At 72.7% G+C, this 15,705-nt stretch carries 15 protein-coding genes; 8 read left to right on the top strand and 7 right to left on the bottom strand.

The window, feature by feature from the left end; translation table 11 throughout:
- Positions 1-12 precede the first annotated feature (12 nt).
- The 3 genes from OH804_RS30265 to OH804_RS30255 all read left to right on the top strand — a co-directional run bounded on the left by OH804_RS30265 (position 13) and on the right by OH804_RS30255 (position 3,789).
- A complete protein-coding gene (locus OH804_RS30265; protein WP_196920019.1) occupies positions 13-513 on the top strand; it encodes a hypothetical protein in 501 nt (166 codons plus the stop codon).
- 36 nt (positions 514-549) lie between these two features.
- Positions 550-2,763, top strand: coding sequence for an AAA family ATPase (locus OH804_RS30260; protein WP_406061026.1), 2,214 nt, complete (start codon positions 550-552; stop codon positions 2,761-2,763).
- Between the two features lie 93 nt (positions 2,764-2,856).
- The gene (locus tag OH804_RS30255) at positions 2,857-3,789 is read left to right on the top strand and encodes an SMP-30/gluconolactonase/LRE family protein (RefSeq protein WP_406061024.1); all 933 of its coding nucleotides are present in this window, start codon (positions 2,857-2,859) and stop codon (positions 3,787-3,789) included.
- Positions 3,790-3,841: 52 nt separating this feature from the next.
- Here the strand turns inward: OH804_RS30255 and OH804_RS30250 are convergent, their stop codons facing one another.
- From OH804_RS30250 to OH804_RS30225, 6 genes are all read right to left on the bottom strand, one after another.
- Positions 3,842-4,351, bottom strand: a complete 510-nt coding sequence (locus OH804_RS30250; protein ID WP_406061022.1) for a GNAT family N-acetyltransferase — start codon at positions 4,349-4,351, stop codon at positions 3,842-3,844.
- Between the two features lie 149 nt (positions 4,352-4,500).
- The gene (locus OH804_RS30245) at positions 4,501-5,325 is read right to left on the bottom strand and encodes a hypothetical protein (RefSeq protein ID WP_196920031.1); all 825 of its coding nucleotides are present in this window, start codon (positions 5,323-5,325) and stop codon (positions 4,501-4,503) included.
- 112 nt (positions 5,326-5,437) lie between these two features.
- Positions 5,438-5,839: a DUF3263 domain-containing protein gene (locus OH804_RS30240; RefSeq protein ID WP_406061020.1), complete on the bottom strand. Its 402-nt coding sequence runs from the start codon at positions 5,837-5,839 to the stop codon at positions 5,438-5,440.
- A 110-nt stretch (positions 5,840-5,949) separates the two neighbouring features.
- Positions 5,950-6,966, bottom strand: coding sequence for an ABC transporter permease subunit (locus OH804_RS30235; protein ID WP_406061018.1), 1,017 nt, complete (start codon positions 6,964-6,966; stop codon positions 5,950-5,952).
- On the bottom strand, positions 6,963-7,973 hold the full coding sequence (locus OH804_RS30230; RefSeq protein ID WP_269215241.1) for an ABC transporter ATP-binding protein: 1,011 nt from the start codon (positions 7,971-7,973) through the stop codon (positions 6,963-6,965). The genes OH804_RS30235 and OH804_RS30230 overlap by 4 nt, the downstream gene beginning before the upstream one ends.
- 121 nt (positions 7,974-8,094) lie before the next feature.
- Complete coding sequence (locus tag OH804_RS30225; RefSeq protein WP_053654382.1) at positions 8,095-8,880, bottom strand: DeoR/GlpR family DNA-binding transcription regulator; 786 nt, start codon at positions 8,878-8,880, stop codon at positions 8,095-8,097.
- A gap of 200 nt (positions 8,881-9,080) precedes the next feature.
- On the opposite strand from OH804_RS30225, the gene OH804_RS30220 reads away from it, so the two are divergent.
- The 3 genes from OH804_RS30220 to nagA are packed head-to-tail and all read left to right on the top strand — an operon-like array spanning position 9,081 to position 12,069.
- Positions 9,081-10,013, top strand: a complete 933-nt coding sequence (locus OH804_RS30220; RefSeq protein WP_196920034.1) for an SIS domain-containing protein — start codon at positions 9,081-9,083, stop codon at positions 10,011-10,013.
- Entirely contained in the window at positions 10,010-10,963 is a 954-nt protein-coding gene (locus OH804_RS30215; RefSeq protein ID WP_406061015.1) for an ROK family protein, read from the top strand. The genes OH804_RS30220 and OH804_RS30215 overlap by 4 nt, the downstream gene beginning before the upstream one ends.
- Positions 10,960-12,069 carry an N-acetylglucosamine-6-phosphate deacetylase gene (nagA, locus tag OH804_RS30210; protein ID WP_406061013.1) on the top strand — a complete coding sequence of 370 codons (1,110 nt, stop codon included), beginning with the start codon at positions 10,960-10,962 and terminating at the stop codon, positions 12,067-12,069. The genes OH804_RS30215 and nagA overlap by 4 nt, the downstream gene beginning before the upstream one ends.
- A gap of 293 nt (positions 12,070-12,362) precedes the next feature.
- On the opposite strand, the gene OH804_RS30205 is transcribed toward nagA, so the two are convergent.
- On the bottom strand, positions 12,363-13,586 hold the full coding sequence (locus tag OH804_RS30205; protein ID WP_406061011.1) for a DUF4032 domain-containing protein: 1,224 nt from the start codon (positions 13,584-13,586) through the stop codon (positions 12,363-12,365).
- A gap of 120 nt (positions 13,587-13,706) precedes the next feature.
- Here OH804_RS30205 and OH804_RS30200 point away from each other — a divergent pair, with 120 nt between their 5' ends.
- Together OH804_RS30200 and OH804_RS30195 are read left to right on the top strand one after the other, a co-directional pair.
- The gene (locus OH804_RS30200) at positions 13,707-14,444 is read left to right on the top strand and encodes a phosphatase PAP2 family protein (protein ID WP_406066732.1); all 738 of its coding nucleotides are present in this window, start codon (positions 13,707-13,709) and stop codon (positions 14,442-14,444) included.
- Positions 14,445-14,455: 11 nt separating this feature from the next.
- The gene (locus OH804_RS30195) at positions 14,456-15,691 is read left to right on the top strand and encodes an APC family permease (protein ID WP_196920038.1); all 1,236 of its coding nucleotides are present in this window, start codon (positions 14,456-14,458) and stop codon (positions 15,689-15,691) included.
- Positions 15,692-15,705 lie beyond the last annotated feature (14 nt).

Here is a 15,705-nt window from a genome sequence, read left to right as displayed (position 1 = left end):
AAGAGGTGATCTGTGAGGGGCGACCTGGACGAGACGCTGGCCCGGCTGGCCCGACGTGAGGAGGCGTCGCGCCGTCGGGCCGCCGACCGCGACGACACCACCGCACCGTCGAGCCCGCCCGGCCTCGGCGGCGACACCCGCAACGCCCGGCCGGGCCGGCACGCGGGGGTGGAGACCCCGAGCGAGGTGGCCGGATGGGGCCCGGTCGAGGAGGTGGCCGAGGCGGTCCGTCAGGTCGTCGGGGCCTACCCCGGGCTGGTGGTAACAGTGCAGGTGGAGCACGCCGGGCGGACGTACCCGATGCGGGTCTCCTGGGACGGTCCCAACGTCACGGTCGGACCGGTGCCCCCGCCGACGCCGGTGGAACCCCCGCCGGCCTGGCCGCTCTCCGGCCGGACGGTACCGGCCTGGGCGCCCGGTCCGGACGGTCTGACCCCGGACCCGGCGGCCCGGTTGGCCGAGCTGATCCGAAGCGACCCGACGCTGTTGGACGAGCTGGATCCGCGGCGCTGACCGGCGGGGGTGGCTGCCGGCGGCTACGGTCGGGCAGTGGCGCAACCCGACCTGACCTTGACGGCGAGCCTGCGGCCGGCGGCGCTGGACGCCCGACGTGGCATCGTGCGCCTACACCCGGAGGCGCTGACCGCGCTGGGGCTGCGCCCCGGCGACCCGGTCCGCCTCGCCGGCCGCCGGGAGACGGCCGGGATCGCGGCGGCGGCCGGGCCGGGCGCGAGCAGCGCCCTGCTGTACGCCGACGACCTGACGTTGGGCAACCTGGGTCTGCGCGACGGCGGTCAGGTGCGGGTGAGCCCGACGCCGTTGGTTCCGGCGACCCGGGTGGTCCTGGCCGGGCCGGTGGGGGTCATCGCGGCGGTCACCCCGGAGATGCTCCGGCTCGCCCTGCTGGGCAAGGTGCTCACCGCCGGGGATGACGTGTCGCTGCTGCCGCAGGACGTGCTGCCGGACGCCTCGGTCCGCAGCCTGGTCGAGGCGGCGCGACGCAGCCTCGCCAACACCGTCGGGTTCGCCTGGACCAGCACCCTGCTCAAGGTGGTCACTGTCGAGCCGGCGGCCGGTGCGCTGGTCACCATGGGCACATCGGTCGCCTGGGAGCACGGCGCGACCACCCACGGCGGGCCCGCCCCGGTCGGCACCGCGCCGGCCCGGCCGGGTCCGAGCGCCGACCCGGTTCCGGTCGAGGACGCGCCCGACGTGGACGAGCTGCCCGGGCTGCGGGCGCAGGCCGAGGAGCTGACCGAACTACTGGACCTCGGCTTCCACCACCGGGAGGTGCTGGGCCGGCTCGGCACCACCATCTCGTTGGGGGTGTTGCTCGTCGGCCCGGCGGGCTCCGGAAAGTCGGCGCTGGTCCGGGCCGTGGCCGCCCGGGTCGGTGCCCGCGTTCACCCGCTCTGGGCACCGGAGGTGGCCGCGCTGGCCAGTCAGGCCGCCGCCGAGCGGTTGCGCGACGCGGCGACGGCTGCCCGGGCCGGCGGGCCGGCGGTGCTGCTGGTCACCGACGTCGAGGCGCTCGCCCCCGCTGACGATCCCGGTCCGGTCGCGACGGTGTTCCGTCAGGTGCTGGCGGAGAGCATCCGCGCCGGCGTCGCCGTGGTCTGCACCACCGGCCGGCCGGAGGCGGTCGACCCGGCACTGCGCTCCCCCGACCTGCTGTCGCTGCGGATCAGCGTTCCGCTCCCGGATCAGGCGCTGCGCCGCGAACAGCTCACAGTGCTGACCCGGCAGGTGCCGTTGGCCGACGACGTCCGGCTGGACGAGGTGGCCGGGCGTACCCCCGGGTTCGTCGCGGCGGACCTGGCCGCGCTGGTCCGGGAGGCCGGGGTACGCGCCGCGCTGCGACAGAAGTCCGCCGAGACGCCGACCGTGTCGATGGCCGACTTCACCGCCGCCCGGGAGGTGGTCCGGCCCACCACCATGGCGGCGTCCACACTGGATCTGGCGTCGGTGACCCTTGACGACGTGGGTGGCCTGGAAGAGGTCAAGCAGACGTTGACCGAGTCGGTGCTGTGGCCGCTGACCTACCCGGACACCTTCGCCCGGCTCGGCGTGCAGCCGCCGCGCGGCGTGCTGCTCTACGGGCCGCCGGGCTGCGGCAAGACCTACCTGGTCACCGCTTTGGCCGGGTCGGGGCGGGCCAACGTGCTGTCGGTGAAGGGCGCCGAACTGCTCTCCAAGTGGGTCGGTGAGAGCGAACGCGCGGTCCGCGAGCTGTTCCGTCGGGCCCGGGAGGCGGCCCCCACCCTGATCTTCCTGGACGAGGTGGACGCGCTGGCGCCGGTCCGTGGCCAGGCCACCGACGGTGGCACCACGGACCGGGTGGTCGCCGCCCTGCTCACCGAGTTGGACGGGATCGAGACGCTGCGCAACGTGGTGGTGGTCGGCGCGACGAACCGGCCGGACCTCGTCGACCCGGCGCTGCTGCGGCCGGGCCGGCTGGAGCGGCTGGTCTACGTGCCACCGCCGGACGGGCCCGCCCGCGCGGAGATCCTGCGGGCCGCGTCCCGGCAGGTGCCGTTGGCGCCGGACGTCGACCTGTCCGCCCTCGGGGACGAGCTGACCGGCTTCTCCGCCGCGGACTGCGCGGCGCTGGTCCGCGAGGCGGCGCTCGCGGCGATGCGGGAGTCGCTCGCCGCCGCCACGGTCACCGCCGGGCACGTGTCGACGGCACGGGCCCGGGTACGCCCGTCGCTGGACCCGGGCCAGGTCGCCGCCCTGGCCGCGTACGCCGCCAACCGGGAGTGATCAGAGCAGTACAACCTTTCGTCGTGCCCGGGACGTTCCTAGTACGTCACATTCCTCAGTGGAGTCATCCACTGCGACGTCAGGTGGTGTTCCTTGCGCAAGCGGCTCTCCCTCCTCCTCATCCCCCTCGTGGCGGCGGCGACACTGGTCTCGGTCGGCGCACCAGCGGCGGCTCATCCGGCGAAGCCGTTCCCGGCCCGCATCGCGCTGCCGAACGGGTTCACCCCGGAAGGGCTGACGATCGGCCGGGGCACCACAGTGTTCGTCGGTTCCATCTTGGATGGTGCGGTCTGGCGGGGTGACTTACGCACCGGCCGTGGCTCGGTGCTGATCCCGGGCACACCCGGCACCGACAAGGCGGGCCTCAAGCTCGACCCGCAGGGACGGCTGTGGACCGCCGACTTCTCCGGTGGCGGCGCGAGCGTGTACGACGCCGACACCGGCACCAAGCTGGCCCACTACCAGTTCACCGACGTGCCGGGCAGCTACGTCAACGACCTGGTGATCACCCAGCGGGCGGTCTACTTCACCGACTCCGCGCGGCAGGTGCTCTACGTGGTGCCCCTCGGCCCGGGTGGCCGGCTTCCGGCCCCCACCGCCTTCCGGGTGCTGCAACTCAGCGGTCCGGCCGCCACCCCGGACGTCTACCACAACGGGATCGTGGCACTGCCGGACGGCGATCTGCTGGTCGCGCAGATGCTGACCGGTCAACTCGTGCGCGTCGACCCGCGTACCGGCGGCAGCCGCCTCGTCGACCTGGGCGGCTACTCGGTGGAACGGGCCGACGGGCTGGTGCTGCGCGGGCGCACCCTGTACGTGATCCGCAACCTGACCAACGTCGTCGCGGTGGTCCGGATGAACGCCGGGTACACCGCCGGAGTGGTGCAGCGCGAGGTCACCGGCCCGCAGCTGCGGTCGCCGGCCACCGGCGACCTGCTCGGCTCAGCGTTGTACGTGGTGAACGGCCGGTTCGACGTGGAGTCGACGCCGAGCACCGACTACGACATCGTCAGGTTGCCGGCCTGATCCAGGCGGTCGGCGGCGGCCCGCTGTGGTCGTCGCCGGCCCCATGGGCGACTCAGCGAGCAGGCGGCGTCGAGTCGAGGCAGATCTCGGCGCGTACCTTGCCGCCGTCCTCGCGCAGTTTCGCACCGCATTTTTCGAGTACGGCGACGGCGCCGATGTTGTCCGGGGTCGTCTCGGCGACCACCGCCCGCATACCCGCCCGAGCGGCGGCGTTCAGCAACTCCCGCAGGGCGGCCGCGCCGATCCCCTGCCCCCGTGCCGACCGGCCGAGCCACATCCCGGTCTCCACAGTGCGCGGCTCGTCACAGCGCGTCATCCGGATCATGCCAAGCACCTCGCCGCCGACGAGGATGGCGTACATCTGCGAACCGGTCGGGCCGTCCAGCCCGCCGAAGCTGGCCCGATGGAAATCCCGGAACGCCTCGCGACGGGCGAGCGACCAGCCGGCGGGCGCCTCGACCGGGGGCATCACATCACCGGGCTCCGCCTCCGCAGCCGCTACGGAGAGCAACGGCTCCAGGTTCCGTTCGTCCACCGGCTCCAGCCGGACCGCACCCGCCACGTGCCGCAGTCTGCCGCCCTCATCGGCCGAAGTCCACCCCATTGGCCATCCACTGGCGGTCTGGTCAGCGGTACCGGCCGGTCGGGCGGCCCGGGTGTTTCGCATCACGCTCTGTTGTCACCCGGACGGGTGGCGAACGCTCAAACCGGCTACCCGAACTCGCAGAACACCACGGACGCGTCGTCGGTGGACTTGTGCCGCCGCAGCCGATCGGGGTGGTCGCGCTCGGCGTCCCGCACCCGGTCGATCAACGCGCCCGGACCGTCGGCGGTCAGCAGGTCCAGCAGACCGGCCCAGTCGGTCAACGCGAACTGCTCCACCGCGCTGGACGCGCCGTCACTGAGCAGGGCCGCCCGCCGTAGCGCCCCCGGACCGTGCCGGGGTGCGGTCCCGGTGACCGCGTGGAAGGCGGCGTCCGGGTCGGAAGCCGCCACCCAGTAGCCGTGGGTACGGTTCATCCGCTCCCGCTGCACGCTCACTGCGTGCCGGAACCGGGTGACCGGGTCCGCCGCGCCGCCCGGCACCATGGCCACCGTCTCCCGCAGCTCCGCCATCGCCGCGTCCAGCCTGTTGTCGGTGACCACGCTGACCTGCCCGCCCGTGTCGAGGACCAGCGGGCTGTCGCAGAGCACCAGGTAGTCCACCTGGTCGCCGCAGTCCCGCAGCAGGCAGACAGTGCTGGACGGGGTGCCCGGATGGTCCAGGTCGCACTGCCCGCCGTGGTCGGCGCGGACCGCGAGGATGGCCGCGGCCAGGTTGCTGGTCAGCCGGGCGGCCGGGCGTACCGCCTCGGCGACGCCGATCCGGGCGGCCAGGTGCCGGACGTACCACTCGGGCCCGTGCACGCAACCGGTGTCGAAGCCGTCCGGCACCGTCGCGCCGTCCAGGACACCGACCAACGGGCCGAACCGGAAGACCAGATCCTCGTTGACCGGCCGGCCCGGGGCCGGCGCGGACGCGGAGCGTACCCGCATCACCGGTGCTCCCCCGCCGGATTGCTGCCCGTCATAGCCCGTCCCCTCCGTCGCCTCCGGCTGCCCGCGTACCCCTTGGGCCCGGCGACATTCCTGCCCCGGCGCGTAGAGGTCAACGGCGGCGGTTGCGGGCGCGCGACGAGCGCAACCGGCGGAGTCGGCTGATCAGCACGGGGTCGGCGGCGAGGGCGGCCGGATTGTCCAGCAGACCGTTGAGCAGTTGGTAGTACCGGGTCGACGAGATCCCGAAGGTGTCCCGGACGGCCTGCTCCTTGGCGCCGGCGTGCCGCCACCACTGCTGCTCGAAGGCGAGGATGGCCCGCTCCCGCTCGGTCAACCCCGGCGCGGGATCAGCGGGCTGCGCCGACTCGTCCGCCGGCGACGCCGACTCGTCGGTCTCGATGGGCGGCGCGGGTCGGGGATTCGGGACGGTCGGCCCGGCGGCACCCGTGACCTCACCCGGACGAGCGTCGATGGACGGCTCGGGGGCGGCCGGGGTGGTGTCGGCGGACATGTCGTTCAGCCTAGTCAGCGGCGACCACTGACGCAGCAGGCGGCGCGGCCGGTCCGTACCGCCGGGAACCCCGACGGCCGGGCCGACCGCGCCGCGTCACTTCGGTCGGGTCAGGTGATGTCGCGGCGACGCATCGCCCAGAGCGCCGCCCCGAGGATCACCACCACCCCGACCGAGAGCAGGACGGAGGACTGTTGCCAGGTGATCTCCATCGTGGCCGGCTTGCACTCCCCGAAGTAGGTCGCGTTGCAGGCGTTCCAGTCCTCCAGCTTGACCGTCTTCGTCATCCAGGCCAGCGCGTACGTGGGCAGCAGCCACGCCTCGGCGAACCGCACGCCCGCCATGGAGAGCAGGATGCCCAGGCCGAACTGGCCGACCACCATCAGCGCCACCACGCCACCGAGGGCCATCGCGGTGTGCCGACCCAGCGAGGCGAGGGCGAAGCCGATGGTGGTGAGCACCAACACCAGCACCACGCCGCGTACACCGGTCAGCATGAACGACTGCCAGACCCCGGAGGTCATCTTCTCGGTGCTGCCCCGGAAGTTGGCGACCGCCCAGAACCCGGCAAACCACAGCACCGCGGCCGGAAGCGTCACCGCCAGGATGCCGGTGAGCAGCGCGGCCAGCTTGGTGAGCAGTACGGTGAGCCGCTTCGGCCGCCAGAGCAGCAGGTTCATCATGCCGCCGGTGCTCCACTCGGCGCCGACGAAGGACGCGCCGATGACGAACCCGACCAGGGCGAGGATCGCCGCGAACGGGATCAGTGTCTCGTCGAACGTCTCCTTGAAGTCGAACGTCGAGGGCAGGAACCAGCTCGCCTCGATCTGGTCCCGGGACGGGGCCGTGATCATCGAGCAGTCGGGCGGGTAGCGGCCGTCGGTCGCCGTGCCGGCCGTCTTGGCCTGCTCGCACGCGGCGCGCTCCTGCTCGCTCCAGCGCACCTGCTCCTGGTACTGCTGGTCAGCCTGACGCTCGGCCTGGGCGAGCTGGCCGGCGTCGATCTTCTGGTTGGTGAAGAACACCCCGACCACCACCGCGGCCAGCACCAGCAGGCCGAGCAGCGACATGTAGCGGGTGAAACGCCGCTTGCTGAGCCGGCGCAGCTCGGTACGAAAGAGGCTCACGCGCCCCACCCTCCCCCGGCGGGACCGGGCTGACCCGTCCCACCGACCTTCATGGACTCGTCGACCTGCCGGTGCTGTCCGGGTACCGGCGCGGTGGCGGTCAGTTCGAGGAAGACGCTCTCCAGGTCGACGGCGATCGGCGCCAACTCACTGACGTAGAGGTTCTTCTCAGCAAGCAGTCGGGTCACCGACGCCGGCTTGTCGACGCCGGCCAGCATCAGGTGGTCCGGGTGACCGGTGACCCGGATCCCCGCCGCGGTGAGCGCCTCGGTGGCCACCGGCAGGTCGCTGACCGCCTCCAGTCGGATCCGGACCGCACCGGACGAGTGCTGCGCGAGCACCTCGTCGACCGGGCCGAACGCGACCCGCCGGCCCAGCGAGATGATGGTGACCGAATCGCAGATCAGCTGGATCTCACCGAGGATGTGGCTGGACAGCACCACTGTCATTCCGGACTCGGCGAGGGTGCGCATCAGCGTGCGCATCTCCCGGATGCCGCCCGGGTCGAGGCCGTTGGCCGGCTCGTCGAGGATGAGCAGCTTCGGGTTCTTCAGCAGGGCCGAGGCCACGGCGAGCCGCTGCTTCATGCCCAACGAGTACGTCTTGACCCGCTCACCCGACCGGTCGCGTAGCCCGACGAGTTCCAACACCTCGTCGACCCGGATCTGTGGCACCTCGCCCGCCCCCGCGAGCAGGGACAGCGTGTCCCGGGCGGTGAAGTGCGGGAAGAACTGCGGGCTCTCCACGATCGCGCCGACCTCGCCGGCGACAGTGGGCAGCGCGTCGGGAACCTCGTGCCCGAGCAGCGCCATCCGGCCGCCGTCGGGTCGGATCAGGCCGAGCAGGGTACGCAGCGTGGTCGTCTTGCCGGACCCGTTCGGGCCGAGGAAGCCGTGCACCTGCCCCGCGTCGACCCGCATGTCGAAGCCGTCGAGCGCGTTGCGGGTGCCGCGTCGACGACTCTTGTACGTCTTACGTAGACCTTCGATCTCCAGGACAGCTGGCAAGCTGCACCTCCCCCGATGGGTGGGCGTGACAGCCGACACCATACGCGGTATGCAGGACCGCGCAATACGCGGTATGCATCGACGCGCCGAACGGGTTAATTCATTGACGGAGCGTGACCGCTCAGGCGCAGACGACCTGCACACCGGCGGCGCGGAACGCGTCCACCACCTCCGGCGCGGCACCGGAGTCGGTCACCAGCGTCTCCACCCGCTCGACCGGGCAGATCCGGGCGAAGGCGTGACCCCCCAGCTTGGACGAGTCAGCGATGATCACCACGCGCTTGGCGCGGGCCACCATCAGGTTGTTCATCGCCGCCTCCCCCTCGTGGTGGGCGGCAGCGCCGAGCTGCGGGTCGATCGCGTCCACCCCGAGCAGGGCGACGTCCAGGGTGACCTCGCGCAGCAACGCCCCGCCCAGCGGGCCGACCAACTCGAACGACTTCGGTCGCACCACGCCGCCGGCCACCACGACCTTCATCCGCGATCGGACCAGCAGCTCGTTGGCGATGTTCAGCGCGTTTGTCACCACTGTGAGCTGGGCGCCCTCGGCGCTGGTGTTCAGGTCCGGCCGTACGGCGAGCGCCCTGGCCACCTCGGTGCTGGTGGTGCCGCCGTTCAGGCCGACCACGGTGCCCGGCGTGACGAGCGCCGCGGCGGCAGCCCCGATCCGCTGCTTCTCGGCCGAGTGCTTGGCCGTCTTGTAGCGCAGTGGCAGGTCGTACGACACGCCGTTGGCGACCGCGCCACCCCGGGTTCGCGTGATCATCTGTTGCTGCGCGAGCTGGTCGAAGTCACGCCGGATGGTGGCCTGGGAGACGTCCAGCCGCTCGGCTGCCGCCTCGACGCTGACCCGGCCGTTGTCGGTCAGCATTTCGAGCAACGCGTTCCATCTGGCGTACCGGTCCACTGCGGGGGCCCTCCCAGCAACTGCACGGACGGTGATTGATTGCGTGCACACTAGTGCGCGAAACTAGGCTGGCGCAAAAGACTGACCTGCGCGATCGACCGGCCGGTTGCCATGGTCACCTGCGTTCGCGCAGAATAACGCGCGAAATGCGGGTCTAACGAGCCGTATTGAGCACCGACCGGCCCTGCGAGGAGTTTCCCATGGCGCACGTGGACGCGGAGATCGCGAGCCAACCCGACTGCTGGCGGGAGGCGGCCAGGCTGGCCGAGGTCGTACGCGGTGACCTGCCGCGTCCCGGGGAGCGGGTCGCCGTCGTGGGTTGCGGCACGTCGTGGTTCATGGCGATGGCGTACGCGGCCCGCCGCGAGCAGGCCGGCCAGGGTGAGACCGACGCGTTCCAGGCGTCCGAGTTCCCCGCCGGCCGCCGCTACGACCGGCTGATCGCGATCACCCGTTCCGGCACCACCACCGAAGTGCTGGAACTGCTCGCCGCGCTACGCGGACAGACACCCACCACGGTCATCGTCGGTGACCCCACGTCCCCGGCGGTCGAGCTGGCCGCCGCCACCGTGGCCATGCCCTTCGCCGACGAACGGTCGGTGGTGCAGACCCGCTTCGCGACCACCGCGTTGGCCCTGCTCCGGGCCCAGCTCGGCGACCCGGTGACCGCGCTCGCCGCCGACGCGGAGGTGGCGGTGCGGTCCCCGCTGCCGATCGACCCGGCCACCATCGAGCAGGCCACCTTCCTCGGTCGGGGGTGGACGATCGGGCTGGCCCAGGAGGCCGCGCTGAAGTGTCGCGAGGCGGCCACCTTCTGGGCCGAGGCGTACCCGGCGATGGACTACCGGCACGGCCCCATCTCGGTCGCCGCGCCGGGCCGGCTGGTCTGGGCGTTCGGTGAGCTGCCCGACGGGCTGCCCGAGGATGTGGCCGCCACCGGCGCGGCCTTCGTGCACAGCCGCACGCACGGTTGGCGCACGGTGCTGGGCAGCTGGTCCGCCGGCCGTACCCCGGTCGACCCGATGGCCGACCTGATCCTGGCCCAGCGCTTCGCGGTTGCGCTGGCCACCAGCCGGGGTCTCGACCCGGACGCGCCCCGACACCTGACCCGGTCCGTGGTTCTCGCGCCATGACCGACGACAGCGTGGTCGTTGCGCTGGACGTCGGCGGCACCGGCATGAAGTGCGCGCTGGTCCGCCCGGACGGCGTCGTGGTCCGCACCGAGCGGCACCCCACCGACGCCGCACGCGGCCCGGCCGCCGTGGTCGGCACCATCCTTGACGTGGCCGGTGGGCTGGCCGACAAGGCCCGCGCCGACGGGCTCACCCCGATCGCTGTCGGCATCGCCGTGCCTGGGGTGGTGGACGAGGCACGCGGAGTCGCGGTCTGGTCGGCGAACGTGGGCTTCCGGGACGTACCCCTGCGGGACCTGACGGTGACGCGGCTCGGCCTGCCGACGGCGCTCGGCCACGACGTGCGGGTCGGTGGTCTCGCCGAGGCCCGGCTCGGCGCTGGACGCGGCACCGGGCACGTGCTGTTCGTGGCGATCGGCACCGGCATCGCCGCCGCGCATGTGGTCGACGGCACGGCCGCGGTGGGTGCCCACGGCGCCGCCGGGGAGATCGGCCACATCCTGGTCCGGCCCGACGGTCCGCGCTGCGGCTGCGGCCGACCCGGCTGCCTGGAGGCGATGGCGTCGGCCGCCGCGATCGGCCGCCGCTACGCCGAACTCGCCGGCGAGACCGCCGACGTGCCGGTGACCGCGGCAGAGGTGGCCGAACGGGCCGCGGCCGGCGAACCGCTGGCCGGCCAGGTCTGGCAGGAGGCGATCGAGGCGCTCGCCGATGGCCTCGCCAGCGGGCAGGCGCTGTTCGACGTGGCGACGATCGTGCTCGGCGGCGGCCTGGCCCAGGCCGGGGACCGGCTGCTGAAGCCTCTGCGGGCGGCGCTGCACGAACGGATGACCTTCCACCGGGAGCCGCAGCTGGTCGCGGCAGCCCTCGGCGACGAGGCCGGTTGCCTCGGTGCCGCCCTGCTCGCCCTGGACGCCGTCGGTGTCCGTGACCTTCAGGAGAAGCGATGACCGTACGGGTGAACGGCCGAGTGGTGACCCCGACCGGAGTCGTCCGGCAGGGCTGCGTCGAGTGGGACGGCGATCGGATCACAGCGGTGGCCGAGTATCCGTCGGTGCGCGACGGGCACTGGATCCTGCCCGGCTTCGTCGACATGCACACGCACGGCGGTGGCGGCCACACCTTCACCACCGGTGACGCGGACGAGGCCCGCAAGGCGGCCGACTTCCACCTCTCGCACGGCACCACCACACTGCTGGCAAGCCTGGTCAGCGCACCCTTCCCGCTGATGCGTACGGCAACCGAGGCGTTCGCCCCGTTGGTCGACGAGGGCGTGTTGGCGGGGGTCCACTTCGAGGGGCCGTACCTGTCGGCCGCCCGCTGCGGCGCGCAGAACCCGGAGTACCTGCGTGACCCGTCGACCGACGAGCTGGCCGAGCTGATCAAGCTGGGTCGCGGTGCCATCCGGATGGTCACCCTCGCCCCGGAGCGCGACGGCGCGCTGGAGGCGATCAAGCTGCTCACCGCGCAGCGGGTGGTGGCGGCGGTGGGTCACACCGACGCCACGTACGAGCAGACCCGCGCCGCGGTCGCCGCCGGCGCCAGTGTCGGCACCCACCTGTTCAACGGGATGCGGCCGGTGCACCACCGCGAGCCGGGGCCGGTGGTGGCCCTGCTCGACGCGCCCACAGTGATCTGCGAGCTGGTCGCCGACGGGGTGCACCTGCACGACGGCATGCTGACCTTCGCCACGGCGACCGCCGGCCCGGACCGCGCCGCGCTGATCACCGACGCGATGGCCGCCGCCGGAATGCCCGACGGCGAGTACGAGCTGGGCGGCCAGGCCGTCACCGTCGCCGACGGGGTGGCCCGGCTGGCCCGCGACGGCGCGATCGCGGGCAGCACGCTGACCATGGACGCCGCGCTGCGGCACGCCGTGAACGCTGGAATCCCCATCGCCGACGCCGCACGGATGGTGGCCACCACCCCGGCGCGGGCCATCGGCCTCGGCGACCGGGTCGGGTCCCTCCAGGTGGGTCTCCGCGCCGACCTTGTGGTGCTCGACGACGACCTCAACGTGGTGCGCGTGCTGCGCGGAGGCTCCTGGGTGAAGTGACGGGGGTGTCCCCGTCGCCGCTCGCATCCGCCGGGTCGTCTCGGCCGGGTCCGATGTGTACGCGGCATTGCCTTTGGAGCTGAATCGTTTACGACATCGGCCTGCTGGCGAACATCAGCCTCGTGCCGACGGGTTCGGCGACCGGGCGTGCGGCGACCGCGCGTGCGACCGCCGGGCGTGCGACCGCCGGGCGTGCGACCGCCGGGCGTGCGACCGCCGGGCGCCGATTCGTTTACGACATCAGCTCCAAAGGGCCGCTATCCCATACTGCCAACGGCAGGCGGCGGCCCAGCTCAGCCGATGGCGGGAACTTCGACGCCGAGGACGGCCTGCTCGTCGGGGCGGTGCACCAGCACGTCGGACAGGTACGACTGGACCGCGTGGCGCATCCCGACGTCCCGGCCGGCCTGCTCGGAGAGCAACCACTTGTGCTCGATGATCTGGGCGAACAGCTCCTGCGGCTCCAGCTTGCGGCGCAGGTGCGCGGGGACGGCCCGGACCACCGGCTCGAAGACCTCGGTGAGCCAGCGGTGGGCGGCCTGCTGCTCGTCGATCAGGTCGCTCTCCGCGCGGTAGGCGTCCAGGTCGTTGAGCAGCTTGCGGGCCTGGTTCTCCTCGGCGTCCAGCCCGGTCAGCCGCAACAGCCGCCGGGTGTGGTAGCCGGCATCGACGACCTTCGGCCGAACCAGGAACCGCCCGCCGTCGATGGACGACATGGCCACCTCGGCGACGTCGAAGCCCAGCTCGTTGAGGCGGCGGATCCGGCCCTCGATGTCGTGCCGGGCCTCCCGCTCGATCGCCTGCTCATAGGTGATCTCGTGCCAGAGCCGCTCGTAGCGCTGCACGACCTCCTCGCAGACCACCTCCGGGTCGATGGACTCGTGCAACAGGCCGGCGGCCTGAAGGTCCAGCGCCTCACCGAAGATGTTCACCCGGGCGATCTCCAGGTCCTCACCACGTTGACCGTTGGAGAGCGAGTTGTGCAGGGCGCCCGTCTCCGCGTCCACCAGGTAGGCGGCGAAGGCGCCCGCGTCCCGGCGGAACAGCGTGTTCGACAACGAGCAGTCGCCCCAGAAGAAGCCGGTCAGGTGCATCCGCACGATCAGGGCGGCGAGCGCGTCGAGCAGCCGGCTCATCGTCTCCGGCCGAAGGGTGTGCGAGAAGAGCGCCCGGTACGGCAACGAGAACTGCAGGTGCCGGGTGATCAGCACCGATTCGAGCGGCTCGCCGTCCTCGGTCTGCCGGTCGGCGACGACCGCCACCGCCTCGACCGACGGAAAGTCGATCCGCTCCAGGGCCCGCAGCAGGTCGTACTCCCGCTCGGCGATCCGCTCGCGGGTCTCCTTGAACGCGTACACGTAGTCGCCCAACCGGACGAACCGGACGATGTGCCGGGAGATGCCCTGCGGCAGCGCCACCAGGTGTTGGGCAGGCCACTCTTCCAGCGGTGTCGACCAGGGTAGGTCGAGCAGCGCTGGGTCCACGAGGGCAGACGTGATCCGCACGGGCACAAGCATGACTGGTCGCCCCCCGCATCCGCTCCTGATCGTGGTTGGGCCCACAGCGCCGCACACCCCGGCCTCGCGCCGGGCCGGTAGCGTGGTCGCGTGCTCAAACCCACAGCGGTACGACGTGACCTGCGGCTACGGCCCGTCCGCCCGGCCGGCTGGTGGTTCGACGCGCTCCTGCTGGTCGGTCTGGTCGGGTTGACAGTGGCGCTCGCCGCCGATCAACTCTTCGGGCTGGACCGGGCAATCGCCGACTGGGCCGACGGGCACCGGCCGGCCGCCGCGTACTGGGTCGCCCGGGTGCTGAACTTCCTCGGGCAGGGCACCCCGCTCACGTTGATCGCCGCCGGGCTGGGCGTGCTGCTGGCCGTCCGGCTGCGGTCGGTGCGACCGATCCTGCCGCCGGTGGTCGCGTTCGTGCTGACCAACCTGACGATCGGCCCGCTCAAGATCTGGACCGCGCGGGCGGCACCGAGCGCCAGCGTCAAGGAGCCGTTCCTGACTCCCGAGCAGACCCTGCCGCTGTTCCACGACGACCTGCCGGTGCGGTTCGCCCAGTCCTACCCGTCGGGGCACGTCGCCAACGCCATCGTCTGGTACGGGGTCATCGCGCTGCTGCTCGCCCCGCTGGCCCGCAGCTTCGGCCGCCAGCTACCGACCCGGCTCGTCACCGTGATCCGCGTCGTGCCGCCGCTGGTCGTCCTCACCACCACCACCTACCTCGGCTGGCACTGGCTGACCGACTCGGTGGCCGGGCTGCTGCTGGGCCTGATCCTGGACCGGCTGCTGTACCGGGCGCCCTGGGACGGCGTGCCGCTCCCCGGCCGGTTACGCGGGTGGGACCGGCCGTTCACCTCGTACCCCTAGGGTCTTGGATCGTGGATCAACTGGCGCGGCGGCTGGGCGTACCCGATGCGGTTGTCATCGGGTTGGGCTCGATGCTCGGCGCGGGCGTCTTCGTGGTCTTCGGCCCGGCGGTGGCGGCGGCCGGCGGCGCCGGCCTGCTGCCCGCGCTGGTGCTGGCCGGTTTCGTCGCCTTCTGCAATGCGACCAGTTCGGCGCGGCTCGCGGCCCGCTATCCGGAGTCCGGCGGCACCTACGTCTACGGCCGGGAGCGCCTCGGGCCGTTCGCCGGGTTCCTCGCCGGCTGGGGTTTCGTGGTCGGGAAGACGGCGAGCTGCGCGGCGATGGCGTTGACCGTCGGGGCGTACCTCTGGCCGGGCCAGGCCCGGCTGGTGGCCGCCGGCGCGGTGCTCGCGGTGACCGCTGTGAACCTGCGCGGCATCGGCAAGACCGCCACCGTGACCAGGGCGTTGGTCGTGCTGGTGCTCGCGGTGCTGGCAGTGGTCACCGTCGTCGGGGTGGTGGGCGGGCCGGTGCACCTGGACCGACTCGGCGAGCCCGGCGGATCGGCGCGGGGCGTGCTCACCGCCGCCGGGCTGCTGTTCTTCGCCTTCGCCGGGTACGCCCGGATCGCCACGCTCGGCGAGGAGGTTCGCGACCCGCAGCGGACCATTCCGCGCGCCGTGCCGCTGGCGCTCGGGGTGGTGCTCGTGATCTACCTGGTGCTGGCCGTGGTCGCCCTCGGCGTGCTCGGTGCCGACCGGCTGGCCGGCTCCGCCGCGCCCCTGGTCGACGTGGTGACCGCCGCCGGGCTGCCCGGCCTGGCGTGGGTGGTCCGCGCCGGCGCCACCATCGCCGTCGTCGGGGTGCTGCTGTCCCTGGTCGCCGGGGTCGGCCGGACCACCCTCGCCATGGCCCGCCGCCGTGACCTGCCCGGCGCGCTGGCCGCCGTGCACCAGGTGCACCAGGTGCCGCACCGCGCCGAGTTGGCGGTCGCCGCCGTGGTGATCGTGGTGGTGCTGCTCGGCGACGTCCGCGACGCGATCGGCTTCTCCAGCTGCACTGTGCTCGTCTACTACGCGATCACCAACGCGGCGGCGCTCACCCTGGGCCGCGAGTCTGGTCGTCGGCTGCCGGTGCAGGTGCTCGCCGGCCTGGGGCTGGCCGGGTGTCTGCTGCTGGCGGTCAACCTGCCGCTGGGCAGCGTTCTCGCCGGCTTCGCTGTGCTCGCCGCCGGTGCCGCCTTCTACGCTCTGCGGGCGCGTCGCTGACAGTGGCAGGCGGC

It is taken from the genome of Micromonospora sp. NBC_00860, from assembly GCF_045207375.1.
Classification (GTDB): domain Bacteria; phylum Actinomycetota; class Actinomycetes; order Mycobacteriales; family Micromonosporaceae; genus Micromonospora; species Micromonospora vinacea.
Note: the sequence above shows the minus strand (reverse complement) of the source record. Positions and strands in the feature narration are given on the sequence as shown.